Annotated in this window: 23 protein-coding genes; 20 read left to right on the top strand and 3 right to left on the bottom strand. The window is 60.9% G+C overall.

All coding sequences use genetic code 11. The features are described from left to right. Window positions 1-60: 60 nt before the first annotated feature. From NRB16_RS00540 to NRB16_RS00470, 15 genes are all read left to right on the top strand, one after another. A complete protein-coding gene (locus NRB16_RS00540; protein WP_158497582.1) occupies window positions 61-222 on the top strand; it encodes a hypothetical protein in 162 nt (53 codons plus the stop codon). 111 nt (window positions 223-333) lie between these two features. Continuing rightward, on the top strand, window positions 334-771 hold the full coding sequence (dksA, locus tag NRB16_RS00535) for an RNA polymerase-binding protein DksA (protein WP_045483546.1): 438 nt from the start codon (window positions 334-336) through the stop codon (window positions 769-771). Window positions 772-836: 65 nt separating this feature from the next. Further along, window positions 837-1724, top strand: coding sequence for a tRNA glutamyl-Q(34) synthetase GluQRS (gene gluQRS / locus NRB16_RS00530; RefSeq protein WP_257105229.1), 888 nt, complete (start codon window positions 837-839; stop codon window positions 1722-1724). Window positions 1725-1831: 107 nt separating this feature from the next. Beyond that, window positions 1832-2008 carry a hypothetical protein gene (locus tag NRB16_RS00525; protein WP_002552060.1) on the top strand — a complete coding sequence of 59 codons (177 nt, stop codon included), beginning with the start codon at window positions 1832-1834 and terminating at the stop codon, window positions 2006-2008. Further along, a complete protein-coding gene (locus NRB16_RS00520; protein WP_045483552.1) occupies window positions 1998-4946 on the top strand; it encodes a sensor histidine kinase in 2949 nt (982 codons plus the stop codon). The genes NRB16_RS00525 and NRB16_RS00520 overlap by 11 nt, the downstream gene beginning before the upstream one ends. Window positions 4947-4968: 22 nt before the next feature. Further along, complete coding sequence (locus NRB16_RS00515; RefSeq protein WP_045483555.1) at window positions 4969-6414, top strand: sigma-54 dependent transcriptional regulator; 1446 nt, start codon at window positions 4969-4971, stop codon at window positions 6412-6414. A 716-nt stretch (window positions 6415-7130) separates the two neighbouring features. Continuing rightward, window positions 7131-8534 carry a polynucleotide adenylyltransferase PcnB gene (locus NRB16_RS00510; protein ID WP_045483558.1) on the top strand — a complete coding sequence of 468 codons (1404 nt, stop codon included), beginning with the start codon at window positions 7131-7133 and terminating at the stop codon, window positions 8532-8534. Further along, window positions 8527-9015 (top strand): 2-amino-4-hydroxy-6-hydroxymethyldihydropteridine diphosphokinase, encoded by a 489-nt coding sequence (folK, locus tag NRB16_RS00505; RefSeq protein WP_257105228.1) that lies wholly within the window; start codon window positions 8527-8529, stop codon window positions 9013-9015. Before NRB16_RS00510 ends, folK begins: the two co-directional genes overlap by 8 nt. Before the next feature lie 235 nt (window positions 9016-9250). Next, window positions 9251-10051 carry a 3-methyl-2-oxobutanoate hydroxymethyltransferase gene (gene panB / locus NRB16_RS00500; protein WP_045493853.1) on the top strand — a complete coding sequence of 267 codons (801 nt, stop codon included), beginning with the start codon at window positions 9251-9253 and terminating at the stop codon, window positions 10049-10051. Beyond that, on the top strand, window positions 10048-10896 hold the full coding sequence (gene panC, locus NRB16_RS00495; protein ID WP_045483560.1) for a pantoate--beta-alanine ligase: 849 nt from the start codon (window positions 10048-10050) through the stop codon (window positions 10894-10896). The genes panB and panC overlap by 4 nt, the downstream gene beginning before the upstream one ends. 217 nt (window positions 10897-11113) lie before the next feature. Then, window positions 11114-12778: a glucose-6-phosphate isomerase gene (gene pgi, locus NRB16_RS00490; RefSeq protein ID WP_257105227.1), complete on the top strand. Its 1665-nt coding sequence runs from the start codon at window positions 11114-11116 to the stop codon at window positions 12776-12778. Window positions 12779-13034: 256 nt separating this feature from the next. Further along, on the top strand, window positions 13035-14972 hold the full coding sequence (acs, locus tag NRB16_RS00485; protein WP_257105226.1) for an acetate--CoA ligase: 1938 nt from the start codon (window positions 13035-13037) through the stop codon (window positions 14970-14972). A gap of 119 nt (window positions 14973-15091) precedes the next feature. Further along, the gene (locus NRB16_RS00480; RefSeq protein ID WP_045483570.1) at window positions 15092-15961 is read left to right on the top strand and encodes an oxygenase MpaB family protein; all 870 of its coding nucleotides are present in this window, start codon (window positions 15092-15094) and stop codon (window positions 15959-15961) included. Window positions 15962-16054: 93 nt separating this feature from the next. Then, a complete protein-coding gene (locus NRB16_RS00475; protein WP_257105225.1) occupies window positions 16055-16894 on the top strand; it encodes an AraC family transcriptional regulator in 840 nt (279 codons plus the stop codon). Between the two features lie 40 nt (window positions 16895-16934). Continuing rightward, the gene (locus NRB16_RS00470) at window positions 16935-17528 is read left to right on the top strand and encodes a LysE family translocator (protein WP_257105224.1); all 594 of its coding nucleotides are present in this window, start codon (window positions 16935-16937) and stop codon (window positions 17526-17528) included. On the opposite strand, the gene NRB16_RS00465 is transcribed toward NRB16_RS00470, so the two are convergent. The 3 genes from NRB16_RS00465 to NRB16_RS00455 form a co-directional block, all read right to left on the bottom strand. Then, the gene (locus NRB16_RS00465) at window positions 17525-18925 is read right to left on the bottom strand and encodes an amino acid permease (RefSeq protein ID WP_257105223.1); all 1401 of its coding nucleotides are present in this window, start codon (window positions 18923-18925) and stop codon (window positions 17525-17527) included. The genes NRB16_RS00470 and NRB16_RS00465 overlap by 4 nt on opposite strands. Before the next feature lie 331 nt (window positions 18926-19256). Next, window positions 19257-19604: a cupin domain-containing protein gene (locus NRB16_RS00460; protein WP_045483578.1), complete on the bottom strand. Its 348-nt coding sequence runs from the start codon at window positions 19602-19604 to the stop codon at window positions 19257-19259. A gap of 165 nt (window positions 19605-19769) precedes the next feature. Continuing rightward, window positions 19770-20201, bottom strand: coding sequence for a prepilin-type N-terminal cleavage/methylation domain-containing protein (locus NRB16_RS00455; RefSeq protein ID WP_257105222.1), 432 nt, complete (start codon window positions 20199-20201; stop codon window positions 19770-19772). A gap of 223 nt (window positions 20202-20424) precedes the next feature. Between NRB16_RS00455 and pilB the strand changes: the two genes are divergently transcribed. The 5 genes from pilB to yacG are packed head-to-tail and all read left to right on the top strand — an operon-like array spanning window position 20425 to window position 25045. Continuing rightward, entirely contained in the window at window positions 20425-22122 is a 1698-nt protein-coding gene (gene pilB, locus NRB16_RS00450) for a type IV-A pilus assembly ATPase PilB (protein ID WP_045483599.1), read from the top strand. A gap of 2 nt (window positions 22123-22124) precedes the next feature. Continuing rightward, window positions 22125-23345, top strand: a complete 1221-nt coding sequence (locus NRB16_RS00445; RefSeq protein WP_257105221.1) for a type II secretion system F family protein — start codon at window positions 22125-22127, stop codon at window positions 23343-23345. Window position 23346: 1 nt separating this feature from the next. Next, complete coding sequence (locus NRB16_RS00440; RefSeq protein ID WP_257105220.1) at window positions 23347-24219, top strand: A24 family peptidase; 873 nt, start codon at window positions 23347-23349, stop codon at window positions 24217-24219. Then, window positions 24216-24836, top strand: coding sequence for a dephospho-CoA kinase (coaE, locus tag NRB16_RS00435; protein WP_253116237.1), 621 nt, complete (start codon window positions 24216-24218; stop codon window positions 24834-24836). Before NRB16_RS00440 ends, coaE begins: the two co-directional genes overlap by 4 nt. Continuing rightward, window positions 24836-25045, top strand: a complete 210-nt coding sequence (gene yacG, locus NRB16_RS00430; RefSeq protein ID WP_045483612.1) for a DNA gyrase inhibitor YacG — start codon at window positions 24836-24838, stop codon at window positions 25043-25045. The genes coaE and yacG overlap by 1 nt, the downstream gene beginning before the upstream one ends. Window positions 25046-25135 lie beyond the last annotated feature (90 nt).

Raw genomic sequence — 25135 nt, 5'->3', positions numbered from 1 at the left:
GTTGCTAGAGGCTCCCGTTGATTTGCCTTGTGCAACGGGCAGGCAGACACGATTCTACCCATGAGCTGGCCGCCGCAGGGTGATCAAAGTGCCGCAAAAAGGTGCATTAACAAAAATAAAAAAGAAACTCTGGTGCGCTTTAATGTTCTAGGTTTGATTGTCGGCAACCAGACTTTAACGGCTCGTTCACAACCCGGTGCCATGCACGACAACCGGGAGTAGCGGACGGCGAATTGATCTGGTAAGTTCGCCGGCTTGCACCTGCAGGGCCGACGGGTGTCGGTGATGGAACATCCTGCGCAACAGATTAGAAGAGTGAGAGGCGGTCCCTACATGCCCACGCAAGAAAAGCAACAGAATCTAATCAGCGGTTTCGAGCCTTATGTAGAAACCAAGGGCGAAGAGTACATGGGCGAGCCTATGCGCGCGCACTTCACCAAAATCCTCAACAAGTGGAAAAGTGACTTGATGCAGGAGGTCGACCGCACGGTAGACCATATGAAGGATGATGCGGCAAACTTCCCCGACCCGGCCGACCGCGCCAGTCAGGAAGAAGAGTTCAGCCTTGAACTGCGTGCCCGTGACCGCGAGCGCAAACTGATCAAGAAGATCGACAAGACTCTGCAACTGATCCTCGACGAAGAGTACGGCTGGTGCGAGTCCTGCGGCGTTGAAATCGGCATTCGCCGTCTCGAAGCCCGCCCGACTGCCGACCTGTGCATCGACTGCAAGACCCTGGCAGAAATCAAGGAAAAGCAGGTCGGCAAGTAAGCCTGCCGCCCCTGCAATAAAAAGACGCTTCGGCGTCTTTTTTGTTGAGCCGTTATTATCGCCGCATGAACAAATCTTCTTACGTCGGGCGCTTCGCACCCACCCCCAGCGGTTATCTGCATTTCGGCTCACTGGTCGCTGCCCTGGCCTCTTATCTGGACGCCCGCGCAGCCAACGGCGTGTGGCTGATGCGCATGGAAGATCTGGACCCGCCACGGGAAGTGGCCGGCGCCCAGACCGCCATTTTGCAAACCCTGGAAGCCTACGGTTTTGAATGGGACGGCGACTGCGTGCGCCAGAGCGAACGCCATGACGCCTATGCCCAGATTCTTGAGCGCTGGTTCAGCCAAGGGCTGGCCTACACCTGCACCTGCTCGCGTAAACAGCTGCAAGCCTATGACGGGGTGTACCCCGGCTTGTGCCGCAACCTCGGCCACGCCCCGGATGACGGTGCTATCCGGCTGCGCGTACCGGAGCTTGAGTACCGCTTTACCGACCGGGTACAGGGTGAGTATCGCCAGCATCTGGGCCGCGAGGCCGGTGATTTTGTGATTCGCCGCCGCGACGGGTTTTACGCCTATCAACTGGCGGTGGTCATCGACGACGCCTGGCAAGGTATCAACAACATTGTGCGCGGCGCCGACCTGCTCGACTCCACGCCTCGGCAACTGTACCTGCAAGAGCTGCTCGGCATTGCCCAACCGCGCTACCTGCATGTGCCACTGATTACCCAGCCCGACGGCCACAAACTCGGCAAGTCCTACCGCTCGCCCCCGCTGCCCGCCGACCAGGCCACCCCGTTGCTGCTGCGAGCCTTGCGCGCACTTGGGCAACCCACTGACGAACAACTGCTCTATGGTACGCCGCAGGAAGTACTCAACTGGGCGGTGCAGCACTGGGATGCCGGGCAAATCCCCAGGCTTTCAGTCATTGCGGAGTCTGGAATAGACTGATCCAGAGCGGTTGCCGAATTCTGCTGAAATCGGCGCTTGCAGGTTGTACCGCATTGGTTAACATGCCGCTCCTCACCCACCCAAGACACCTGGTTCAAGGAGGCGCCATGTACATCTACCGACTGGTCCTGCTGCTGGTGGTGGGCATCTATCTGTTTTCGCCAGCCATCATGGACTGGTGGATCGACGCAACAGGCGCCTGGTACCGGCCATACATGCTCTGGCTGATTCTCATCGTGGTGACGTTCATTCTGCAAAGCCAGCGAGACGCCGATGAGCTTTAGCCTGACCCAAATGCTGCTGGTCAGCACGGCCTACCTGCTGGTGCTGTTCGGCGTTGCCTGGATCAGCGAGCGCGGCCTGATCCCACGCTGGATCATTCGCCACCCGCTGACCTACACCCTGTCGCTTGGGGTTTACGCCAGCTCCTGGGCGTTCTACGGCACGGTGGGCCTGGCCTATCAGTATGGCTATGGTTTTCTGGCGACCTATCTGGGTGTTTCCGGGGCGTTTCTGCTGGCGCCGGTGCTGCTTTACCCGATTCTGAAAATCACCCGCACCTATCAGCTTTCGTCGCTGGCCGACTTATTCGCGTTTCGCTTTCGCAGTACCTGGGCAGGCGCCCTGACCACGATATTCATGCTGATCGGCGTCTTGCCGCTGCTGGCTTTGCAGATTCAGGCCGTGGCCGACTCGATCGGCATTCTGACCGGTGAACCGGTGCGCAATCGGGTCGCCGTAGCATTCTGCGCCCTGATCAGCCTGTTCACGATCTTCTTTGGCTCGCGGCATATCGCAACCCGGGAAAAGCATCAGGGCCTGGTGTTCGCGATTGCCTTTGAATCGATCATCAAACTGGTCGCGCTGGGCGCTCTGGGTATCTACGCCCTGTACACGGTGTTCGGCGGCCCGCAACAACTGGAACTCTGGCTGTTGCAGAACCAGACCGCCCTGGCCTCGCTGCACACCCCATTGCAGGAAGGCCCGTGGCGCACCCTGCTGCTGGTGTTCTTTGCCTCGGCCATCGTCATGCCGCACATGTATCACATGACCTTTACCGAAAACCTCAACCCGCGCGCGCTGGTCAGCGCCAGCTGGGGGTTGCCGTTCTACCTGCTGCTGATCAGCCTCGCCGTGCCGCTGATTCTCTGGGCCGGTCTGAAACTCGGCGCACCGACCAGCCCGGAATACTTCACCCTGGGCCTGGGCATGGCCGCGCACAGCAAATCACTGGCGTTGCTGGCTTATGTAGGCGGCCTGTCGGCAGCCAGCGGGCTGATTATCGTCACCACCCTGGCGTTGTCGGGCATGGCGCTCAACCATCTGGTGCTGCCGTTGTACCAGCCGCCGGCCGAGGGCAATATCTATCGCTGGCTGAAATGGACCCGCCGCGCGCTGATCATCGCCATCATCGCTGCCGGCTACTGCTTCTACCTGATGCTCGGCGCCCAGCAAGACCTGGCCAATATGGGCATCGTCGCCTTCGTCGCCACCTTGCAGTTCCTGCCCGGCGTCCTGTCGGTGCTGTACTGGCCGACCGCCAACCGACGCGGCTTTATCGCCGGAATCCTGGCCGGCATCACGGTCTGGGTGTTCAGCATGCTGTTGCCGCTGCTGGGCAATCTCGAAGGCTTCTACATTCCGATGCTGAACATGATCTATGTGCTGGATGACACCAGCTGGCACATGGCGGCGATCGCCTCACTGGCGGCCAACGTGGTGATGTTCACCCTGGTGTCGCTGTTCACCAACGCCAGCGCCGAAGAGGCCAGTGCCGCCGAAGCCTGTGCTGTGGATAACGTGCGCCGCCCACAACGCCGTGAGTTGTTCGTCGCCTCGCCTCAGGAATTCGCCACCCAACTGGCCAAGCCGCTGGGCGGCAAGGCCGCACAAAAAGAGGTTGAGCAGGCACTGCGTGACCTGTACCTGCCCTTCGACGAACGCCGCCCGTATGCCTTGCGCCGCCTGCGCGACCGGATCGAAGCCAACCTGTCCGGCCTGATGGGCCCAAGCGTCGCCCAGGACATGGTCGAAACGTTCCTGCCGTATAAGTCCGGCGGCGAAAAGTACGTGACCGAAGACATCCACTTCATCGAAAGCCGGCTTGAGGACTACCACTCGCGCCTCACCGGCCTGGCCGCGGAACTCGATGCCTTGCGTCGCTACCACCGCCAGACCCTGCAGGAACTGCCCATGGGGGTCTGCTCGCTGGCCAAGGATCAGGAAATCCTGATGTGGAACCGAGCCATGGAAGAACTGACCGGCGTCCCTGCCCAGCATGTGGTGGGCTCGCGGCTGGAGACCATTGCCGAGCCCTGGAAAGGCCTGCTGAGCAGCTTCATCAGCGTGCCTGACGAACACCTGCACAAACAGCGGCTGTCGCTGGAGGGCCAGATTCGCTGGCTGAACCTGCACAAGGCGGCCATTGACGAGCCGCTGGCGCCCGGTAACAGTGGCCTGGTGCTTTTGGTCGAAGACCTTACCGAAACCCAGATGCTCGAAGACAAGCTGGTGCATTCCGAGCGCCTGGCCAGCATTGGCCGACTGGCCGCCGGGGTGGCCCACGAAATCGGCAACCCGATCACCGGTATCGCCTGCCTGGCGCAGAACCTGCGCGAAGAACGCGAAGACGAACCGGAACTGGCGGAAATCAGTAGCCAGATCATCGAACAGACCAAGCGTGTATCACGCATCGTCCAGTCGCTGATGAGCTTCGCCCACGCCGGCGCACACCAGAACAGCGACGAACCGGTGTGCCTGGCCGAAGTCGCACAGGATGCCATTGGTCTGCTGGCACTCAACCGGCGCAACTTTGAAATACAGTTCTACAACCTCTGCGACCCCGACCACTGGGCCGATGGCGACCCGCAGCGGCTGGCTCAGGTGCTGATCAACCTGCTGTCCAACGCACGCGACGCATCCCCGGCCGGCAGTGCCGTGCGGGTCATGAGCGAAGCCTCTGAACATACCGTGGACCTGATCGTCGAAGATGAAGGCAGTGGTATTGCGAAAGCAATCATGGACCGATTGTTCGAACCGTTCTTCACCACCAAAGATCCTGGCGAAGGCACTGGGCTGGGGCTTGCTCTGGTCTATTCCATCGTTGAAGAGCATTATGGACAAATCACCATCGACAGTCCGGCCGATCCTGTACGGCAACGAGGCACCCGTATCCGGGTGACGCTACCGCGACATGTCGAAGCGACGTCCACCGTGAACTGAGACCGTCGAGAGAACCGAATCAATGCCGCATATTCTGATCGTCGAAGACGAAACCATCATCCGCTCGGCGCTGCGTCGCTTACTGGAGCGCAATCAGTATCAGGTCAGCGAAGCCGGCTCGGTGCAGGAAGCTCAGGAACGCTTCAGCATTCCATCGTTTGACCTGATCGTCAGTGACCTGCGCCTGCCCGGCGCTCCGGGCACCGAACTGATCAAGCTTGGCGAAGGCAAGCCGGTGCTGATCATGACCAGCTATGCCAGCCTACGCTCGGCCGTCGACTCGATGAAAATGGGCGCGGTCGATTACATCGCCAAGCCTTTTGACCACGACGAGATGCTTCAGGCGGTGGCGCGAATCCTGCGCGATCGCCAATCGGCGCAACCCCAGTCACAACCCCAGGCCGCCGAGCGCAGTAACGGCAAGGCTGCCAGCGCAGCGGATAAACCGACCGCCGCCAACGCCAATGGCGAAATCGGCATTATCGGTTCCTGCCCGCCGATGCAGGACCTGTACGGCAAGATTCGCAAGGTTGCGCCCACTGACTCCAACGTGCTGGTCCAGGGCGAGTCCGGCACCGGTAAAGAGCTGGTCGCGCGCGCCCTGCATAACCTTTCGCGCCGCGCCAAGGCGCCGATGATCTCGGTCAACTGCGCGGCGATTCCCGAATCGCTGATTGAATCGGAACTGTTCGGCCATGAAAAAGGCGCCTTTACCGGGGCCAGTGCCGGCCGTGCAGGCCTGGTCGAGGCGGCCGATGGCGGTACGCTGTTTCTCGACGAAATTGGCGAGCTGCCGCTGGAGGCCCAGGCACGGCTGCTGCGCGTCTTGCAGGAAGGCGAAATTCGCCGGGTCGGCTCGGTGCAATCGCAAAAGGTCGATGTGCGCCTGATTGCTGCGACCCACCGCGACCTCAAGACCCTGGCCAAAAACGGCGAATTCCGCGAAGACCTTTATTACCGCCTGCATGTGATTGCCTTGAAGCTGCCGGCGCTGCGCGAGCGTGGTAACGACGTGCTGGAGATCGCCCGCGCGTTTCTGGCCCGGCAGAGCGCCAAGGCCGGACGCCCTGAACTACGCTTCGGTGCCGATGCCGAGCAGGCCATCCATCACTACAGCTGGCCCGGTAACGTGCGCGAGCTGGAAAACGCCGTCGAGCGCTCGGTGATTCTCAGTGAGTCGGCGGAAATCTCTGCCGACCTGCTAGGCATCGACATTGAGCTGAGTGATCTGGACGAGGTGGATTTCGTCGGCCTGGCGCCGCTGCCCAATGGCGCAAGCGGGGCCAATCAGGATCCCAGTGAAGACCTGTCGCTGGAAGACTACTTCCAGCATTTTGTCCTTGAACACCAGGATCACATGACCGAAACCGAACTGGCGCGCAAACTGGGCGTGAGCCGCAAGTGCCTCTGGGAGCGCCGCCAGCGCCTGGGCATACCACGGCGCAAGGGTGTCACCAACGAAACCTGATCGCGTGACCAGGTAACAGTTCCCGCCCAGCGAGCAAAACTGTTACCGATCCTTATCCAGACGTAACAAAAGCCGGGGTTTACGGTAACGAAATCCCGGCTTTTTTTCGCCCCCTTGCAATCACGGCACGGCCAAACCCTTGATTTACAAGGACTTCAAAAAGTTGGCACGTGTTCTGCTATATGCTTAGTACAAGAAAAATAAAAACCTGTACCAGCCACATAATAAAAACAAGACGAATCGACTCACGCATAACAAGAACAACACGGCGGAGGCGCAGCTAACTGATTCTTTTGGAGAGGTGTTGTATTTGGGGCTTGCCCCACGACCAGGCTGAGAACAACAAAAACTACCCCAAGGTAGCACCTGAACTGGTTGGATCGATTGATCATTGCAAGACAGCGACCAAAGCAATCCGTTTGCTCTTTACTCTCGGTTTGAGAGGTTTCACAGGCACAAAGCCTTGTGAATGGGCACTCAACAAAAACAAGAAGCCCGACTCAATAATAAAAATAAAGAGCACGCACTTTGGGGGAGCTTCGGCTCCCCCAGTAGCTTCCGGACTTCTGTCACCCTGCCTACAAGGCCCGCAGCACGCGGCCTACCTCCCGCTTAGACGGCTTCCTACACCATTGCTCGATCAAATGCTAGAATCCCCGCCCATCATGCGGTCATTCTCCATTTTTGGCCGAATATTCCTTCAAACAGTGCATCCCATGCTGAAGAAGCTGTTCCAGTCATTTCGTTCTCCACTGCGCACGCCGCAGCAACACACGCGTTCAACGCCGATCGTGCTCAATAGTAATCAGCATTCGCTGCAACGCGCTCAGTTCAGCCGCCATGCGGTGAACATCGTCGAGCGCCTGCAAAGCGCGGGCTACCAGGCTTATCTGGTCGGCGGCTGCGTTCGCGACCTGCTGCTGCAGATCAACCCCAAGGACTTCGACGTTGCCACCAGTGCCACGCCCGAGCAGATCCGCGCCGAGTTTCGTAATGCGCGCATCATTGGCCGACGCTTCAAGCTGGTGCATATCCACTTCGGCCGGGAAATCATCGAGGTTGCGACCTTTCGCGCCAATCATCCCGACGAAGATGAAGAAGAAAACACCCACCAGTCATCGCGCAACTCCAGTGGCCGGATCCTGCGTGACAACGTCTACGGCACCCTGGAAGACGATGCACAGCGCCGCGACTTCACTATTAACGCGCTGTACTACGACCCGGTGACCGAGCGCATCCTCGATTACGCCAACGGTGTACACGATATTCGCAATCGGCTGATTCGCCTGATCGGCGACCCGGAGCAACGCTACAAGGAAGACCCGGTGCGCATGCTGCGTGCGGTGCGCTTTGCGGCCAAGCTGAACTTCGGCATCGAAAAACACAGCATGCTGCCGATCCGGCCGCTGGCACCGATGCTGCGCGATATCCCGGCGGCACGGCTGTTCGAGGAGTCGCTCAAGCTGTTCCTGTCCGGGCATGGCGAGATCACTTTCGAAATGCTCGTCGACCTTGAGCTGTTCGACCCGCTGTTCCCGGCCACCGCCAAGGCGCTGGAATACAACCCGACCTACACCCATACGCTGATCAGCAAGGCGCTGGCCAACACCGACCTGCGGGTGCGTCAGGAAAAGCCAGTCACCCCGGCCTTCATGTTCGCAGCGCTGCTCTGGCCAGCCTTGCCGGCCCGGGTACTGCGCCTGCAAGAGCGCGGCACGCCGCCGATCACCGCGATGCAGGACGCTGCTCACGAACTGATCGTCGAACAGTGCCGCAGCATTGCCATCCCCAAGCGTTTCACCCTGCCGATCCGCGAGATCTGGGACATGCAGGAACGCTTGCCGCGCCGTTATGGCAAACGCGCCGACCAGTTACTCGACCATCCGCGCTTTCGCGCCGGTTACGACTTCCTGTTGCTACGTGAAACCGCTGGCGAACAGACCGATGGTCTGGGCCAATGGTGGACCGATTATCAGGACGCCAACGACAGCGAACGGCGGCACATGATCAGCGACCTGAGCAGCAAGTCCGACGAAACCGGCAACGGCCCGCGCAAGCGCCGCCGCAGCGGTTCGAAACGCAAGCGCGGCAGCGACGATGCAGACCTGTTCAATGACTGAACGCGCCTATATCGGCATGGGCAGCAACCTGGCCGACCCGGCGGCGCAGTTGCGCAACGCCCTTGAAGCCATGACCCGGCTGCCCGGCACCCGGTTGGCTGGGGTATCGTCGTTCTACGTCAGCGACTCATTGCTGCCCGGCCAACCGCGCTACACCAATGCGGTGGCGGCACTGGATACTGATCTGGCGCCCTTGCAATTGCTCGACGCCCTGCAGGCCATAGAACTCGATCAAGGCCGCGAGCGCCTGGAGCGCTGGGGGCCACGTACGCTGGACCTGGATATCCTGTTGTTCGGCAAGCAGTTGATCGATGTGCCGCGCCTGCAGGTGCCGCATTACCACATGCAGGCCCGGGCATTCGTGCTCTATCCGCTGGCCGAGCTGGACGCCGACCTGCAACTGCCAGACGGCCGCCGCCTCGACCAGATGCTGGCCGCCTGCCCCTTCGAAGGCCTTGAGCGCCTGCCAGCCTTGCAGTAGCAATCCTTTAATGCCCAGAGGGCGCTTATAAAAGAAGTTTTTAGAAGCGTCCTCGTAACGGGTAACACCTCCAATTGACTTCACACTCCCGCCTCACGAAGATAGGCCTCCCGCGCCGGCTTGCTGGCGAATGGGCACAAGACAGGCCTTTGCAAAACACCGCGACACGACGGTGTGCCTGCTTTCCAGGATAAATCCCGAGGATTTACAACGCCTGGTGATGGAGGAACTCTACATGCCGGTTACAACCGTTACGTCGTTGCAGTCGCTCAAGCAAAAGGGTGAAAAGATCACCATGCTGACGTGCTATGACGCGACTTTCGCCCATGTCGCCAGTGGTGCGGGCGTCGAAGTCCTGCTGGTCGGTGACTCGCTGGGTATGGTCCTGCAGGGCCATGACAGCACCCTGCCTGTTACTGTGGCCGACATGGCGTATCACGTCGCCAGTGTCAGCCGTGGCAATCAAGGCGCGCTGGTGCTCGCTGACCTGCCCTTCATGGCCAACGCCAGCATTGAGCAAACCCTGCTCAACAGCGCCACGCTGATGCGGGCCGGCGCGCACATGGTCAAGGTCGAAGGTGCTGCATGGCTGGCCGACTCGGTACGCCAGCTCACCGACCGCGGTATTCCGGTGTGCGTACATTTGGGCCTGACCCCGCAAACCGTCAATGTGATGGGCGGCTATAAAGTTCAGGGCCGGCTCGAAGCCCAGGCCCGACAGATGCGGGCCGACGCCATTGCCCTTGAACAGGCCGGCGCAGCGATGATTCTGCTCGAATGCGTGCCCACCGAGCTGGCCCAGGAAATTACCCAGGCCGTCCAGGTGCCGGTCATCGGGATCGGTGCCGGCAGCGGCACCGACGGCCAGGTGCTGGTGCTGCACGACATGCTCGGCCTGTCGATCAGCGGCCGGGTCGCCCGCTTCGTGCGCAACTTCATGGTCGGCCAGCCGGATATCCCGTCGGCCATCAGCGCCTATGTAGCCGCAGTCAAAGACCTCAGCTTCCCTGCCCTTGAACACGGATTCCAGGCATGAACACAGTCAACAGCGTTCAGGCACTGCGTGCAGCCATTGCCCAGGCACGTAAAGACGGCAAACGCATTGCGCTGGTGCCGACCATGGGCAATCTGCACAGCGGCCATACCACTCTGGTGGCCCGCGCCGCTGAACACGCTGACTTCGTGGTGGCGAGCATCTTCGTCAACCCGCTGCAGTTCGGCGCCAATGAAGACCTGGCCAGTTACCCGCGCACCCTCACCGCCGACCAGCAAAAGCTCCAGCAGTCTGGCTGCCACCTGTTGTTCAGCCCCGGTGTGGACGAGATGTACCCCAACGGCATGGGCGAGCAGACCCGGGTCAGCGTACCGCTGGTTTCCGAAGGTCTGTGCGGTGCCAGCCGGCCCGGGCATTTTGAAGGCGTGGCCACGGTGGTCAGCAAGCTGTTCAACATGGTTCAGCCGGATGTCGCGGTATTTGGCGAGAAGGACTTCCAGCAGCTGGCGGTGATCCGCGCGATGGTCCGCGACCTGAACATGCCAATCCAGATCATTGGCGAACCCACCGTGCGCGCCGCTGACGGCCTGGCGCTGTCGTCGCGCAATGGTTACCTGAGTGATGAGCAGCGCGCCCAGGCGCCGGCCCTGTACCGGGTACTGCGCTCGATAGCCGATGCCCTGCAAGCCGGTGACACCCGGTTCACAGCCTTGCTCGACAGTGGCCGCGACGAGCTTGCGGCAGCTGGCTTTCGCGTCGATTATCTGGAGATTCGCGAGGCTACTAGCCTGCGCCCGGCCACCGAGGCTGATCGCGATGTGGTGGTGATTGGCGCAGCGTTGCTGGGCAAAACCCGACTGATCGACAACCTGCACCTGAGCCGCTGAGGCGTCATTGGCTACTGCAACGGCGCCCTGCGATGAACTAAGCTGGGACAGCAGTGCCATAGCCCTACAGATTGGCGTGGTAATCGATGGCACCCTGGCGTGAAATGCCCGTACATTGAGCGGCGCCCCCAATGTCGAGCCTGCGCTACACAACGGCCGCCGCAGCTGCGGCCCTGACATGTCCACTGGCAGTTCAAGTTAAAGGAAACCCCAAGCGATGGCGTACTACCGCAATCCTTCCGATGTGACCGCTCTGCCCGCCTGGCAGGCATTGAGCCAACACCGCCAGGCAATGCAAGACTTCAGCATGCGCGATGCATTCGCCGCTGACCCGCAGCGTTTCAGCCAGTTCACCCTGAGCAGCAATGGCCTGTTTCTCGACTACTCGAAAAACCTGATCACCACCAAAACCCGCGAGTTGCTGGTCAATCTGGCCAAGGAAGCGGGCCTCAAGGAAGCCATCAAGGCGCAGTACGACGGCGAGCTGGTCAACGCCTCCGAAGGCCGCCCGGCGCTGCACACCGCGCTGCGACGCCCGGTGGGTGACAAGCTGCTGGTCAACGGCACCAACATCATGCCCGAAGTGCACCGGGTGCTGAGCCAGATGACCGAATTGGTCGGCCGGATCCATGACGGCCTGTGGCGCGGCTACACCGAAAAGCCGATCACCGACGTGGTCAACATCGGCATCGGTGGCTCCTACCTGGGTCCGGAGCTGGTCTCCGAATCGCTGCTGGCCTACACCCACAAGGGCGTACGTTGCCATTACCTGGCCAATATCGACGGCAGTGAATTCCACGAGCTGTCGATGAACATCCGTGCCGAAACCACACTGTTCATCGTCTCGTCGAAATCCTTCAGCACCCTGGAAACCCTCAAGAACGCCCAGGCGGCAAGGGCCTGGTATCTGGCTCAGGGCGGCTCGGAAGCCGAACTGCATCGTCACTTCATTGCCGTGTCGAGCAACAACGCGGCGGCGGTGGCATTCGGTATTCGTGAAGAAAACATCTTCCCGATGTGGGACTGGGTCGGTGGCCGCTATTCGCTGTGGTCGGCCATCGGTCTGCCGATTGCGCTGGCCATCGGCATGTCCAACTTCAAGGAGCTGTTGTCGGGCGCCTACACCATGGACCAGCACTTCCAGAGCGCGCCGTTCGAGCAGAACATGCCGGTGCTGCTGGGCCTGCTCGGGGTGTGGTATGGCAATTTCTGGGGCGCACAGAGCCACGCGATCCTGCCGTACGACCATTACCTGCGCAACATCACCAAGCACCTGCAACAGCTGGACATGGAGTCCAACGGCAAGAGCGTGCGTCAGGACGGCAGCCCGGTATCGACCGACACTGGCCCGGTGATCTGGGGCGGTGTGGGCTGTAACGGCCAGCACGCCTACCATCAGTTGCTGCACCAGGGCACCCAGCTGATTCCGGCCGACTTCATCGTGCCGATCGTCAGCTTCAACCCGGTTGCCGACCATCATCAGTGGCTGTACGCCAACTGCCTGTCGCAGAGCCAGGCGCTGATGCTGGGCAAAACCCGCACCGAGGCCGAAGCCGAACTGCGTGAAAAAGGCGTGCCCGAAGAGCAGATTCAGAAGCTGGCGCCGCACAAGGTGATCCCCGGCAACCGGCCGAGCAACACCCTGGTGGTCGAACGCATCAGCCCGCGCCGGCTGGGTGCACTGGTCGCCATGTACGAGCACAAAGTGTTCGTGCAAAGCGTGATCTGGGGCATCAACGCCTTCGACCAATGGGGTGTGGAGCTGGGCAAAGAGCTGGGCAAAGGTGTCTACCAGCGCCTGACCGGCGGTATCGAAGAGCCTGCCGAAGATGCCTCGACCCAGGGCCTGATCAACTACTTCCGCGGCCGTCATCGCGGTTGATCCCCTTGTAGGGACGACCCATGCGGGAACGACATTGGTCGTGAAAGCGGCGTGATATTCACAGCAGATAGTGTGAATGTAACGCCCCCTTCACGAGCGAGCTCGTTCCCACTGAGGTAGCAACTCAGATCTGTGAGAACACCCTCTGTGGGAACGAGCTCAGATCGGTAACACCCGCGCTATGCCTACCGGGATTGAACCCTCCTCCCCCTTGCCGCTCCTATTCTTGTAGAGACCCAAGAACAAGGAGCATGGCATGTTGCAGCTCAGCGATTTCCCTCAAGCCGATGCCGTACGCCGCGCAGCGCGCCTGAGCCCGGATGACTATCAGCGCCTGTATCGGCAGTCTATCGAGCAGCCGGAACAGTTCTGGGCCGAACAGGCCAAAGCGTTTCTCGACTGGGATGCACCCTGGACCCAGGTCTGTCAGGCCGACCTGCACACCGGCCAGGCGCAGTGGTTCAAGGGCGGCAAACTGAACGTCAGCTACAACTGCATCGACCGCCACCTGGCCAGCCGCGGCGATCAGCCGGCCATAATCTGGGAAGGCGACAACCCCGGCGAGTCCGCCGAAATCACTTACAAGAAGCTTCATCACCATGTGGCACGGCTGGCCAACGTGCTCAAGCAACGTGGCGTGAAAAAAGGCGACCGGGTGTGCATCTACATGCCAATGATCCCCGAAGCCGCCTACGCCATGCTCGCCTGCACGCGCATCGGCGCGGTGCATTCAGTGGTGTTTGGCGGCTTCTCTCCAGAAGCGCTGCGCGACCGGATACTCGATGCCGACTGCCATACCGTGATCACCGCCGATGAGGGCGTGCGCGGCGGCAAGTACATCCCGCTCAAGGCCAACGTCGACAAAGCGCTGCAAAGCTGCCCGGCGGTCACTACCGTACTGGTGGTAGAGCGTACCCAAGGCGAGATCGACTGGGTCGAAGGCCGGGATATCTGGTATCACCTGGCGCTCAAAGGGGTCGATGACCATTGCCCGCCCGAGGCGATGGACGCCGAAGACCCGCTGTTTATCCTCTACACCTCCGGCAGCACCGGTAAACCCAAGGGCGTGTTGCACACCACCGGCGGCTACCTGTTGCACGCGGCGCTGACTCACAAGCTGGTGTTCGACTACCAGGATGGCGAAGTCTACTGGTGCACGGCGGATGTCGGCTGGGTCACCGGCCACAGCTACATCGTCTACGGCCCATTGGCCAACGGCGCGACCACCCTGATCTTTGAAGGCGTGCCTAACTACCCGGACAGCTCGCGCTTCTGGCAAGTGATCGACAAGCATCAGGTGAACATCTTCTACACCGCACCAACCGCACTGCGCGCCCTGATGCGCGAGGGTTCCGGTCCCTTGCAGAGCACTTCGCGCAGCAGCCTGCGGGTGCTGGGCAGTGTCGGCGAGCCGATCAACCCCGAAGCCTGGGACTGGTACTTCCGCCAGGTCGGCCAGGCGCGCTGCCCCATCGTCGATACCTGGTGGCAGACCGAGACCGGCGGCATCATGCTCAGCCCACTGGTGGGTGAGGCGCGGATCAAACCCGGTTGTGCCAGTCGGCCGTTGTTTGGCGTGCAGCCAGTGTTACTCGATGACAAAGGCCAGCCAATCGAAGGCGCGGGCAGTGGCTTGCTGGCGATCAAGGCCAGTTGGCCAGGGCAGATCCGCAGTGTGTACGGTGACCCGCAGCGGATGCTCGACACCTATTTCAAGCCTTACCCCGGCTATTACTTCACAGGTGATGGTGCGCGCCGCGACGAGGACGGTGATTACTGGATTACCGGGCGGGTCGATGATGTGATCAATGTGTCCGGGCACCGGATCGGCACGGCGGAGGTCGAGAGCGCGATTGTGCTGCATGACAGCATTGCCGAGGCGGCCGTGGTCGGTTACCCGCATGAGGTCAAAGGCATGGCGATCTATGCCTTTGTGACCCCGGTCAAGGGCGTGGAACCCTCTGATACGCTGAAGCAGGAGTTGCTGACGCGGGTCAGTGGCGAGATCGGCAGCTTTGCCAAGCCTGAGCTGATCCAGTGGACGCCGGCGTTGCCCAAGACCCGTTCGGGCAAGATCATGCGGCGGATCCTGCGCAAGATTGCCTGTAACGAGCTCGACAGCCTGGGGGATACCTCGACCCTGGCCGATCCGGCGGTGGTGGATGAGCTGATCGACAAGCGGATGAACCGTTGAGGGGGTTTATCCGTTAAATGCGACCCGGCGCTTGAGCATCAAGGCGCTTAGCCTTCATTATTCGCGAGCAAGTTCGCTCGGGGTTATGCTCCGGCCCGTGGATCAGCCTTAGGCGTTATATGGAATTCATTCGCCGTCGTATCGAAACGCAGGTTCTGAGCCTGACCGGCCTGGCGCTCGGTCAGCTCGACCTGGAAAATCCCAAGGGTGACCCTGGCCTGTTCGGCCCGCAGGCGGTGTGCTGGCGGGTCAATGGGGATTTCACCAGTATGCTGATCGGCGGTATCAGCGCGCTGATGCTGCAGACCCTGCATCCACTGGCATTGTCCGGGGTCTGGGATCATTCGAGCTTTCGTCAGGACATGCTCGGTCGCCTGCGCCGCACCGGGCAGTTCATCTCAGGGACCACCTATGGCTCGACGCAGGATGCCCAGTGGCTGATCGACAAGGTACGGCGTATTCACCTGCAGATCACCGGCACTGCACCGGACGGCCGGATTTATGCGGCCAGCGATCCGGCCTTGCTGACCTGGGTGCATGTCGCGGAGGTCAGTTGCTTCATGGCCGCGCACCTGCGTTACCTCAACCCGCAGCTGTCGCCAGCCGAGCAGGACGCCTATTTTGCCGAAACCGCCCTGGTCGCAGAGCAACTGGGTGCCCGCAACGTCCCGCGCTCACGCCAGGCGATTGCCGAGTATCTGGACAATATCCGCAGCGAACTGGTCTGCGACCAGCGCAGTCATGAAGTGATCCGCCTGCTGCTGGCGGAGCCGGCGCCCAACCGGCTGGTCAAACCGTTCGGCGCGCTGATGATGCAGGCCGGTATCGAGCTGTTGCCCAACTGGGCCAGCACCATGCTCAGCCGCCAGCAGAGCGCGCCCAAGCGCGCCCTGATCCGCACCGCCGTGCGCAGCGTGGCGCCGGTATTGCGCTGGGCAGTGCGCAACGGCTCGGTGCACCGGGCGAGGCGGCGCATGGGGGTGCAATAACCTGATCGCGCTGCACAAATTTTCTAGATAGCCAGCGGCCCGGAAGGACGATAATGGCGGCGCGAATGAACCTGCGGGCACCCTTGACCGATCATGCCGACCACTAGCTGGATCACCCTCAAACTGGATGCCGAAACCGGGATCGAGACCATTCGTGCGCACTTTACCGGCCATGCCTACGACCCGCACTGGCACGACTGTTATCTGGTGGGCATTACCGAGCAGGGTGTGCAGCAATTCAACTGCCGGCGCCAGTTGCACAGCAGTACGCCGGGCCAGGCATTTTTGCTGGAGCCCGGTGAAGTTCATGACGGCAATGCGCCGCTGAGCGGTGGCTTCACCTACTCGACCCTGTACCTGCAACCGCGTTGGCTTGAAACCCAGATGCAGGCATTGTTCGGCGACGCCCCGGCCAACAGCCTGCCCGGCTTTCGTCAGACCCTGGCCCACGAGCCGGCGCTGGTACAGCGCATCGCCCAGGCCTTTGTCGCGCTGCATCACCAGGATCTGCGGATTGTTCGCCACGCGGCGCTGGATGCTTTGCTGGAAACCCTGAGCGCCACCCTGCACTGGCGTCAGGCCGAACCGGGCAGCGCGCGGCTGCCGCAGGTGGCTATCCGCGCACGCGAATACCTGCACGCCCACGTAGAGCAGGATATCGGCCTGGATGAGCTGGCGCGGGCCAGCGGCGTCGACCGCTTTCGCCTGTCACGGGCGTTCAAGGCGGCTTATGGGCTGGCGCCGCATGCTTATCTGGTGCAACTGCGCCTGAGCCTGGCACGCAGGCTACTGCATCAGGGTTCGACGCCTGCCGATGTCGCCGCCGCGCTGGGCTTTGCCGACCAGAGCCATCTGGGCCGCTGGTTCCGCCGCGCTTACGGCCTGAGCCCGGCCGCCTACCGCAAGCACTGCACAAACCTTCCAGACCGCTGAGCGACAGGTACGGACAATCGGCAGCTCCAAGGAGCTACCCATGACCCACTATCTGCCCTTCATCGTGTTCGCCTTCGTTGCCTCGATCACACCCGGCCCGACCAATATTCTGGTGCTGAGCAACAGCGCCCTGCATGGCCTGGCCGTCGCCCTGCGCATCGCGTTGGGCGCCAGTGCCGGTGCGGCGCTGATTGTGTTACTCACCGGGCTGGGCCTGGGCGAGTTTCTCCAGCGCCTGCCTTGGTTGCAACAGCTGATGGGCTGGCTGGGCGTGGCCTGGATCAGCCTGCTGGCCTGGCAACTGTGGCGTGCGCCCGCCAGCGTGCTGACAGCCGACAGCCGGAGCAAAGCCATGGGCGCCTGGGCCGGCGCCGGCCTGCAACTGATCAACCCCAAAACCTGGCTGATGGCCCTGGCGGTGGTCAGCGTGTTTACCGGCGCACAGGCAAGCGCAGTCGATTACGGGCTGTATGCCGCGATCTTCTTTGTGATCGCCACTCCCTGCCTGCTGGTCTGGGCGTTGCTGGGGCGCGGGGCGGCTGGTCTGCTGACAACCGCGCAAGCCATGCAGCGCTTCAATCGCGGCATGGCTTTGCTGTTGTTGGGGTCAGCCTGGGGCGGGATGCTGCTTTAAGCTTTTTCCTGAGCCTCAACACCCTGCCCGGCAGCGTCGTGCTTACCGGCAACGAAGATGCCGATCAGCGAGATGGCCAATGCCAGGCAGATGGTCGAGGTGATTTCCGCGCGGTGATCCGGGGTGATCATCATCACCACCAGCGCGGCCGAGATAAACAGGATCACCGCATAGGTCAGCCACGGAAACAGCCACATCGGCAGGGCAATTTCGACTTTCTGACGGGTCAGCTTGCGGCGCATGCGCAGTTGCGAGATAGCGATCACCAGGTACACCAGCAACGCGATGGCGCCGGAGCTGGCCAGCAGGAATTCAAACAGCCCGGACGGCGCGAAGTAACTGACGACGGTGATAATGGCACCGAGCACGACACTGGCGTACACCGCCATGCGCGGCACACCGACCTTTGATGTCTTGCGTACTGCAGCCGGTGCTTCGCCGCGCTTGCCCAACGAGTAGAGCATGCGCGAGGAGATATAGATCGACGAGTTCATGCAGCTACCCACCGCGACCAGCACCACCACATCGACCATGAACTTGGCGAACGGGATGTCCATGATCTCCAGCGCCCGCTGGTAAGAGCCCACCACAGTCAGTTGCGGGTCGTTCCATGGCACCACGGAAATGATCACGAACACCGACAGGATGTAGAACACGCCAATGCGCCAGATCACCGAGCGGGTGGCCCTGGCGATGTTGCGTGCGGGGCTGGCGGACTCAGCAGCAGCGATGGTCACCGCTTCAGTACCGATAAAGCTGAACATCACCGTGATGAAGGCCCCGACCACTGCCGACCAGCCGTTGGGGGCAAAGCCGCCATGATTGGCCATCAGGGTGGTCAGGCCGCTGGCCTCGCGGCCCGGCACCCAACCGAACAACACCGCAAAACCGAGGCTGATGAAACCGATGATTGCGGCAACCTTGAACAGCGCGAACCAGAACTCGAACTCGCCGTACTTGGCCACGCTGAACAGGTTGGTCGCGGCCAGCAGCACGATCGACAGCAAGGCGAACAACCAGGCATCGACCTGCGGGAACCACTGATGCAGCACATGGCCGGCGGCCAGCGCTTCGATGGGGATGACCAGCACCCAGAACCACCAGTACAGCCAGCCGATGGTGAAACCGGCCCATGGCCCGATGGCCTGGTCGGCGTAGGTGGAAAACGAACCGGTGTCCGGGTTGGCCACAGCCATTTCGCCGAGCATGCGCATCACCAGCACGACCAGCAAACCGGAACACAGGTAGGAGAGGATGGTGGCCGGGCCGGCGGCGGCGATGGCGTGGCCGGAGCCTACGAACAGGCCGGCGCCAATAATGCCGGCAATCGATAACATCGTGACATGACGCGGCTTGAAACCTTGCGCCAGTTGACCACTGGAGTCGGGGCTGATCATGGTGCTTGTTCTTCTCTTTTTTGTGTCGACGGGTACAGGCTGGCTACCCTGGAAACGGCGCACCTTACACGCTGAGGCACATCGGGAGTAACTACAACGCACGCCAATGAAAATGCCCCGCCACCTTACCCTTGGGCTGCATGGGGTCTATTACCCGATTGCGCCCCGACCAAAGCCAATCACGACATGGGTGTCGCAACCACGACAGCGCTGCGCCGGGCGGTCGCAGGCACGCCGTCAGGGACGTTTTTTGATCAAACGGCAGGCGAAAAAAATGGCCGCGGCACAGGCTGCGACCATCAAAAGAGGAGGTTAAAGCGATAAAGCAGAATCAGGCGAACACGAAATACTTGCGCACGGTTTCAACCACTTCCCAAGTGCCCTTCATGCCGACTTCAACGATGAACTTGTCACCGGCCTTCAGATGAATCGGCTCCTGGCCATCGGGGGTGATGATGCAATAGCCTTCCTGGAAGTCGCAGTATTCCCACTTCACATACTCCACGCGCCACTTGCCCGGCGTGCAGATCCAGGTGCCCATGATCTTCGAGCCGTCCTCGGAGGTGTAGGCATTGAGGTTGACGGTGTGCGGCTCACCTTCGATGCGCTCCCATTTGCAGGCATCGACAACGGGCAAGGGAGTGGTGTCGCGCAGGACGGTGATCGGTTTCTGGCTCATCGGAGGACGCCTGGGTGGTTGAGAAAGACACCGCAGGGTACGGGGGTGGGGCGGGGGGTAATTGTCTGAATGAGACGTTGGGTTTGCTGATTGCGAAAGGAGGGTGATTCATAGAAGAGTCCGCCCCGAGGCGGACTCTGTGTAACAGGATAAAAGCTTTTATCCTTATTGGTTATTTCGCGCGTAGCCCAAGGTTACACATTGACCGGAGTATTCCCAAGTTACAACGCCATTGCCACCCTGCACAATTGTAGGAGTCAATGTACAGGTGTCTGCTGCAGTGAGCCCCCTCACAGCGTTTGGCGTAGCGAAAATTGCAGCCGTGTTCGCGTTGATGACAACCGAGTTCACTGCACCGGCGTTAACAGGGAGAACGACTCCCGCTTCAGCGGCGGTATCACAGTTTGCAAGAACACCTGTCTGGGTCAAACAAATGCCCACTCCAGTTTTAACCGAGGCCATCGCAGCCAGTACCTCGGTATAAGCCGCCTTACGGGTGTAGTTCTGATAAGACGGAATGGCTACCGCAGCCAGAATGCCGACAATCGCCACAACGATCATCAGCTCGATCAGGGTAAAACCTTTTTGTGCATTCATCTGCGCATCTCCAGGCGTCAAGGAAAAGGTGCCTGACTGGGTCAAAGCACAGCGCATGCCAAAGTGACAGCGATCACAATTTCGGCGCAAAAACGCCAGCTGAGCGCAGCAAAGCCTCCAACAATCCGCACAAACTGACATTTTTTGTCACTCGGCACATCCTCATTTGGCAGCATCGTCTGACTGCGATATAACCGTCACACTGTCTGTGTCTGGTGGTGTTATGTCTGATGTTGTCCTCAGCGGTCTGGCCAAGCAACTGGTCGCTTCCGAGCTGTTAACCGAAAAAGCCGCCCAGCAGGCCTCCCAGCAGGCGCGCCGCGACAAGGTTTCGCTGATTACCTATCTGGTCCAGCACAAGCTGGTGAAAAGCCTGACACTGGCCGAGATGGCTTCCGAGCAATTCGGTGTGCCATTCATGGACCTGCACAGCCTCGACAAGGACGGCCAGCCCAAGGGCCTGGTCAGCGAAAAGCTGGTGCGTCAGCACCATGCCCTGCCGCTCTGGCGGCGCGGCAACAAGCTGTTCATTGGCGTGTCGGACCCGACCAACCATCAGGCCGTCACCGATATCCAGTTCAGCACCGGCCTGAACACCGAAGCCATTCTGGTTGAAGACGACAAGCTCAGCGATGCCATCGAGCGCCTGTTCGATACCGGTGGGGGCCTTGCAGAAATTGGCGACATTGATCTAAACGTCGATCTGGAGCCTACCGATAATCTCAAAGAAACATCGCTCAGCGCCCAAAGCGATGCCGACGACGCGCCGGTGGTGCGCTTCGTCAACAAGATGCTGCTCGATGCCATTCGCCTGGGCTCTTCGGACCTGCACTTCGAGCCCTATGAAAAGAGCTACCGGGTACGCTTTCGCACCGATGGCATCCTGCATGAAGCCGCCAAACCGCCGATTCAGTTGGCCGGGCGGATTGCCGCACGCCTGAAGGTGATGGCCAGCCTGGATATTTCCGAGCGGCGCAAGCCGCAGGACGGGCGGGTCAAGTTGCGCATTTCCAATAACAAGGCCATCGATTTCCGGATGAACACCCTGCCCACCCTGTGGGGCGAGAAGATCGTGATGCGGATTCTCGACTCTGCCAGTGCGAAGATGGGTATCGACGCCCTGGGCTACGAACCGGATCAGAAAGCCCTGTACCTGGAAGCGCTCAAGCAACCGCAAGGCATGATTCTGGTCACCGGCCCGACCGGCTCGGGCAAGACCGTGTCGCTGTACACCGGCCTGAATATTCTCAATACCGTGGGCATCAATATTTCCACCGCCGAAGACCCGGTGGAGATCAACCTCGAAGGCATCAACCAGGTCAACGTCAACCCGCGCCAGGGCATGGACTTCGCCCAGGCCCTGCGAGCGTTTTTGCGTCAGGACCCGGACGTGATCATGGTCGGCGAGATCCGCGACCTGGAAACCGCCGAGATTGCCATCAAGGCCTCGCAGACCGGCCATATGGTGCTCTCGACCCTGCACACCAACAGCGCGGCAGAAACCCTTACGCGCCTGCACCATATGGGCGTGGCTTCGTTCAACATTGCCACCGCGATCAACCTGATCATTGCCCAGCGGCTGGCCCGCAAGCTGTGCAAGCATTGCCGCAAAGAGATCGAAGTGCCGCACGACACCCTGCTTAAAGAAGGCTTCAGCGAGGCGCAGATCGGCACCTTTACCCTGTACGCGCCGGTCGGTTGCGAGCAGTGCAATGGCGGCTATAAGGGCCGGGTGGGGATCTATGAGGTGGTGAAGAAAACCCCGGAACTGGAACGGATCATCATGGAAGAAGGCAACGCCCTGCAAATCGCTGCGCAGATGCGCAAGGACGGCTTCAATGACCTGCGCACCTCTGGTCTGGTGAAAGTGATGCAGGGCGTTACCAGCCTGGAAGAAGTCAACCGGGTGACCAAGGACTAAGCATGGCCAAGAAGGCAGTCAAACTCAGTACCTTCAATTGGGAAGGCCTGGACCGCAAAGGCGCCAAGGTGCGTGGCGAGATGGACGGTCACAACCCGGCACTGATCAAGGCCCAACTGCGCAAGCAGGGCATCAACCCGACCAAGGTGCGCAAAAAATCCACCTCGATCTTTGGCAGCCGGGGCAAAAAGATCAAACCGCTGGATATCGCCTTCTTCTCACGGCAGATGGCGACCATGATGAAAGCCGGCGTGCCGCTGCTGCAGTCGTTCGACATCATTGCCGAAGGCTCGGAAAAACCGGCCATGCGCGTGCTGGTCGAGTCGCTGAAGCAGGACGTGGCAGCCGGTAACAGCTTTGCCGCCGCACTGCGCCAGAAGCCGCAGTATTTCGACGAGCTGTATTGCAACCTGGTGGACGCCGGCGAACAGGCCGGTGCCCTTGAAGCGTTGCTGGACCGGGTCGCCACCTACAAGGAAAAAACCGAAGCGCTCAAGGCCAAGATCAAGAAAGCCATGACCTATCCGGCAGCGGTGATGATAGTGGCGGCCATCGTCTCGTCGATTCTGTTGATCAAGGTCGTGCCGCAATTCAAGTCGGTGTTCGAAGGCTTCGGTGCCGAGCTACCGGCCTTTACCCTGATGGTGATTGGCCTTTCCGAAGTATTTGAACAATGGTGGTACATCATCCTCGGCGGGCTGATCGGCGGGATTTTTCTGTTCCTGCGCAGCTACAACAACTCGCAGAAATTCCGCGATACGGTTGACCGTTTTCTGCTCAAGCTACCGCTGGTAGGCCCGCTGATCTACAAGTCCTCCGTGGCGCGCTATGCCCGTACTCTGGCCACGACCTTTGCCGCCGGCGTGCCGCTGGTCGAAGCGCTGGACTCGGTGGCCGGTGCGACCGGCAACGTGGTGTTCAAGAATGCGGTATACAAGGTCAAGCAGGACGTGGCGACCGGTATGCAACTGAACTTCTCGATGCGCTCGACCAATGTATTTCCCAGCCTGGCGATCCAGATGACCGCCATCGGCGAAGAATCCGGCGCACTGGACAGCATGCTCGACAAGGTCGCGACCTACTACGAAGACGAAGTGGACAATATGGTCAATAACCTCACCACCCTGATGGAGCCGATGATCATGGCGGTACTGGGGGTGATTGTCGGCGGCCTGGTGATCGCCATGTACCTGCCGATCTTCAAACTGGGGGCGGCGGTCTGACATGTCACTGGCCGAATTTCTGGCCGCCTCCCCGGCGGCCTTTATCGTTTGCACCCTGCTGCTCGGCCTGCTGGTCGGCAGCTTCCTGAATGTGGTGATCCACCGCCTGCCGAAGATGATGCTGCGCGACTGGCAGACTCAGGCCCGTGAAGTGCTTGAGCTGCCCGCAGAACCGGCCCCGGCGCGCTACAACCTGATCCTGCCGCATTCCGCTTGCCCGCATTGTGAACACCGTATCCGCCCCTGGGAAAACGTGCCGGTCATCAGTTGGTTGCTGCTCAAGGGCCGCTGTTCCAGTTGCCGGGCGCCGATCAGTAAACGCTACCCGTTGGTCGAGCTGGCGTGCGGGGTATTATCGGCCGGCGTCGCCTGGCACTTCGGCTTCGGCTGGCAATGCGCAGCAATGCTGGTGCTGGGCTGGGGTCTGTTGGCCATGAGCCTGATCGATGCCGATCACCAGTTGCTCCCCGACAGCCTGGTGCTGCCGCTGTTGTGGCTGGGCCTGATCGTCAACAGCTTCGGCCTGTTCACGACCCTCGGCGATGCGCTGTGGGGGGCGGTGGCCGGTTACCTGTCGTTGTGGACGGTGTTCTGGCTGTTCAAGCTGCTGACCGGCAAGGAAGGCATGGGTTATGGCGACTTCAAGCTATTGGCCATGCTCGGCGCCTGGGGCGGCTGGCAGATCCTGCCGCTGACCATTTTGCTGTCGTCACTGGTCGGCGCGCTGCTGGGCATGATTTTGCTGCGTCTGCGCCGCCATCAGGCGGGCACGCCAATGCCTTTTGGTCCTTATCTGGCCATCGCGGGGTGGATCGCTTTGCTATGGGGTGGTCAAATAACCGACTCCTATCTGCAATTTGCCGGTTTTAAATGACCCAACCCGTTAACACCCCCTGGATTCTCGGCCTGACCGGCGGTATCGGCAGCGGCAAGAGCGCTGCGGCGCAGTGCTTTATCGACCTGGGTATCCATACCGTCGACGCTGACCACGCCGCCCGCTGGGTGGTCGAACCCGGCCGCCCGGCGCTGGCAAAAATCGTCGAACACTTCGGCCCGCAGGTGCTGCAAGCCAGTGGCGAGCTGGACCGTACTGCATTGCGCCGTTTGATATTCAGCGACCCCGAACAACGCCGTTGGCTCGAAGCATTGCTGCACCCGTTGGTGCGCGAAGAGATCGCCAGCTACCTGAGCCGCGCCGAATCGCCCTACGCCATTCTGGTGTCGCCGCTGCTGATCGAGTCCGGGCAATACCAGACCACCCAGCGCGTGCTGGTGATCGATGCGCCCGTCGAGCTGCAGATCGCCCGCACCATGCAGCGTGATGCCAGCAGCGCCGAACAGGTGCAGGCCATTGTCAAGGTTCAGGCCCAGCGCGAGGAGCGCTTGCGCCACGCTGACGATGTACTGGTCAACGACCGCGACCCGGCCTGGCTGAAAAGCGAGGTCGAGCGCCTGCATCACTTTTATCTGACCCTGACAGGAGGCCACTGATGAGCCAACCCATGACCGTACAGTGCCCCACCTGCGGCGCCCCCGTTGAATGGAGCGCCGCCAGCCCGACCCGGCCATTTTGTTCGGAGCGCTGCAAGCTGATCGATCTGGGCGCCTGGGCGGCTGAAGAGCACGCCATCCCGGTGGCACCGGATGCCGAAGACGAACTGTTCTCTGCCGACCTGGAAAGGCCGTTTCGCGAACATTGATGGTCAGGAGCCTGTAGGCTCTGGCACAACACTATCGCGCTGCACACCCCGTAGGAGCGGCTTCAGCCGCGAAGCTTTAGCGGCGAAGCC

This window comes from Pseudomonas sp. LJDD11, from assembly GCF_024584215.1.
Taxonomy (GTDB): domain Bacteria; phylum Pseudomonadota; class Gammaproteobacteria; order Pseudomonadales; family Pseudomonadaceae; genus Aquipseudomonas.
This window is presented reverse-complemented; position numbering and strand designations above follow the sequence as displayed.

What these genes read in the sequence shown, in the direction of transcription:
- NRB16_RS00540 (WP_158497582.1), top strand. Translation starts at nt 61, where the DNA reads ATGAGCTGGCCGCCGCAGGGTGATCAAAGTGCCGCAAAAAGGTGCATT.
- NRB16_RS00440 (WP_257105220.1), top strand. Translation starts at nt 23,347, where the DNA reads ATGTCACTGGCCGAATTTCTGGCCGCCTCCCCGGCGGCCTTTATCGTT.
- NRB16_RS00465 (WP_257105223.1), bottom strand. Translation starts at nt 18,925, where the DNA reads ATGATCAGCCCCGACTCCAGTGGTCAACTGGCGCAAGGTTTCAAGCCG.
- dksA (WP_045483546.1), top strand. Translation starts at nt 334, where the DNA reads ATGCCCACGCAAGAAAAGCAACAGAATCTAATCAGCGGTTTCGAGCCT.
- NRB16_RS00480 (WP_045483570.1), top strand. Translation starts at nt 15,092, where the DNA reads ATGGAATTCATTCGCCGTCGTATCGAAACGCAGGTTCTGAGCCTGACC.
- folK (WP_257105228.1), top strand. Translation starts at nt 8,527, where the DNA reads ATGACTGAACGCGCCTATATCGGCATGGGCAGCAACCTGGCCGACCCG.
- panC (WP_045483560.1), top strand. Translation starts at nt 10,048, where the DNA reads ATGAACACAGTCAACAGCGTTCAGGCACTGCGTGCAGCCATTGCCCAG.
- NRB16_RS00470 (WP_257105224.1), top strand. Translation starts at nt 16,935, where the DNA reads ATGACCCACTATCTGCCCTTCATCGTGTTCGCCTTCGTTGCCTCGATC.
- pgi (WP_257105227.1), top strand. Translation starts at nt 11,114, where the DNA reads ATGGCGTACTACCGCAATCCTTCCGATGTGACCGCTCTGCCCGCCTGG.
- acs (WP_257105226.1), top strand. Translation starts at nt 13,035, where the DNA reads ATGTTGCAGCTCAGCGATTTCCCTCAAGCCGATGCCGTACGCCGCGCA.
- NRB16_RS00475 (WP_257105225.1), top strand. Translation starts at nt 16,055, where the DNA reads ATGCCGACCACTAGCTGGATCACCCTCAAACTGGATGCCGAAACCGGG.
- NRB16_RS00445 (WP_257105221.1), top strand. Translation starts at nt 22,125, where the DNA reads ATGGCCAAGAAGGCAGTCAAACTCAGTACCTTCAATTGGGAAGGCCTG.
- NRB16_RS00455 (WP_257105222.1), bottom strand. Translation starts at nt 20,201, where the DNA reads ATGAATGCACAAAAAGGTTTTACCCTGATCGAGCTGATGATCGTTGTG.
- NRB16_RS00525 (WP_002552060.1), top strand. Translation starts at nt 1,832, where the DNA reads ATGTACATCTACCGACTGGTCCTGCTGCTGGTGGTGGGCATCTATCTG.
- yacG (WP_045483612.1), top strand. Translation starts at nt 24,836, where the DNA reads ATGAGCCAACCCATGACCGTACAGTGCCCCACCTGCGGCGCCCCCGTT.
- NRB16_RS00510 (WP_045483558.1), top strand. Translation starts at nt 7,131, where the DNA reads ATGCTGAAGAAGCTGTTCCAGTCATTTCGTTCTCCACTGCGCACGCCG.
- coaE (WP_253116237.1), top strand. Translation starts at nt 24,216, where the DNA reads ATGACCCAACCCGTTAACACCCCCTGGATTCTCGGCCTGACCGGCGGT.
- NRB16_RS00460 (WP_045483578.1), bottom strand. Translation starts at nt 19,604, where the DNA reads ATGAGCCAGAAACCGATCACCGTCCTGCGCGACACCACTCCCTTGCCC.
- pilB (WP_045483599.1), top strand. Translation starts at nt 20,425, where the DNA reads ATGTCTGATGTTGTCCTCAGCGGTCTGGCCAAGCAACTGGTCGCTTCC.
- gluQRS (WP_257105229.1), top strand. Translation starts at nt 837, where the DNA reads ATGAACAAATCTTCTTACGTCGGGCGCTTCGCACCCACCCCCAGCGGT.
- NRB16_RS00515 (WP_045483555.1), top strand. Translation starts at nt 4,969, where the DNA reads ATGCCGCATATTCTGATCGTCGAAGACGAAACCATCATCCGCTCGGCG.
- panB (WP_045493853.1), top strand. Translation starts at nt 9,251, where the DNA reads ATGCCGGTTACAACCGTTACGTCGTTGCAGTCGCTCAAGCAAAAGGGT.
- NRB16_RS00520 (WP_045483552.1), top strand. Translation starts at nt 1,998, where the DNA reads ATGAGCTTTAGCCTGACCCAAATGCTGCTGGTCAGCACGGCCTACCTG.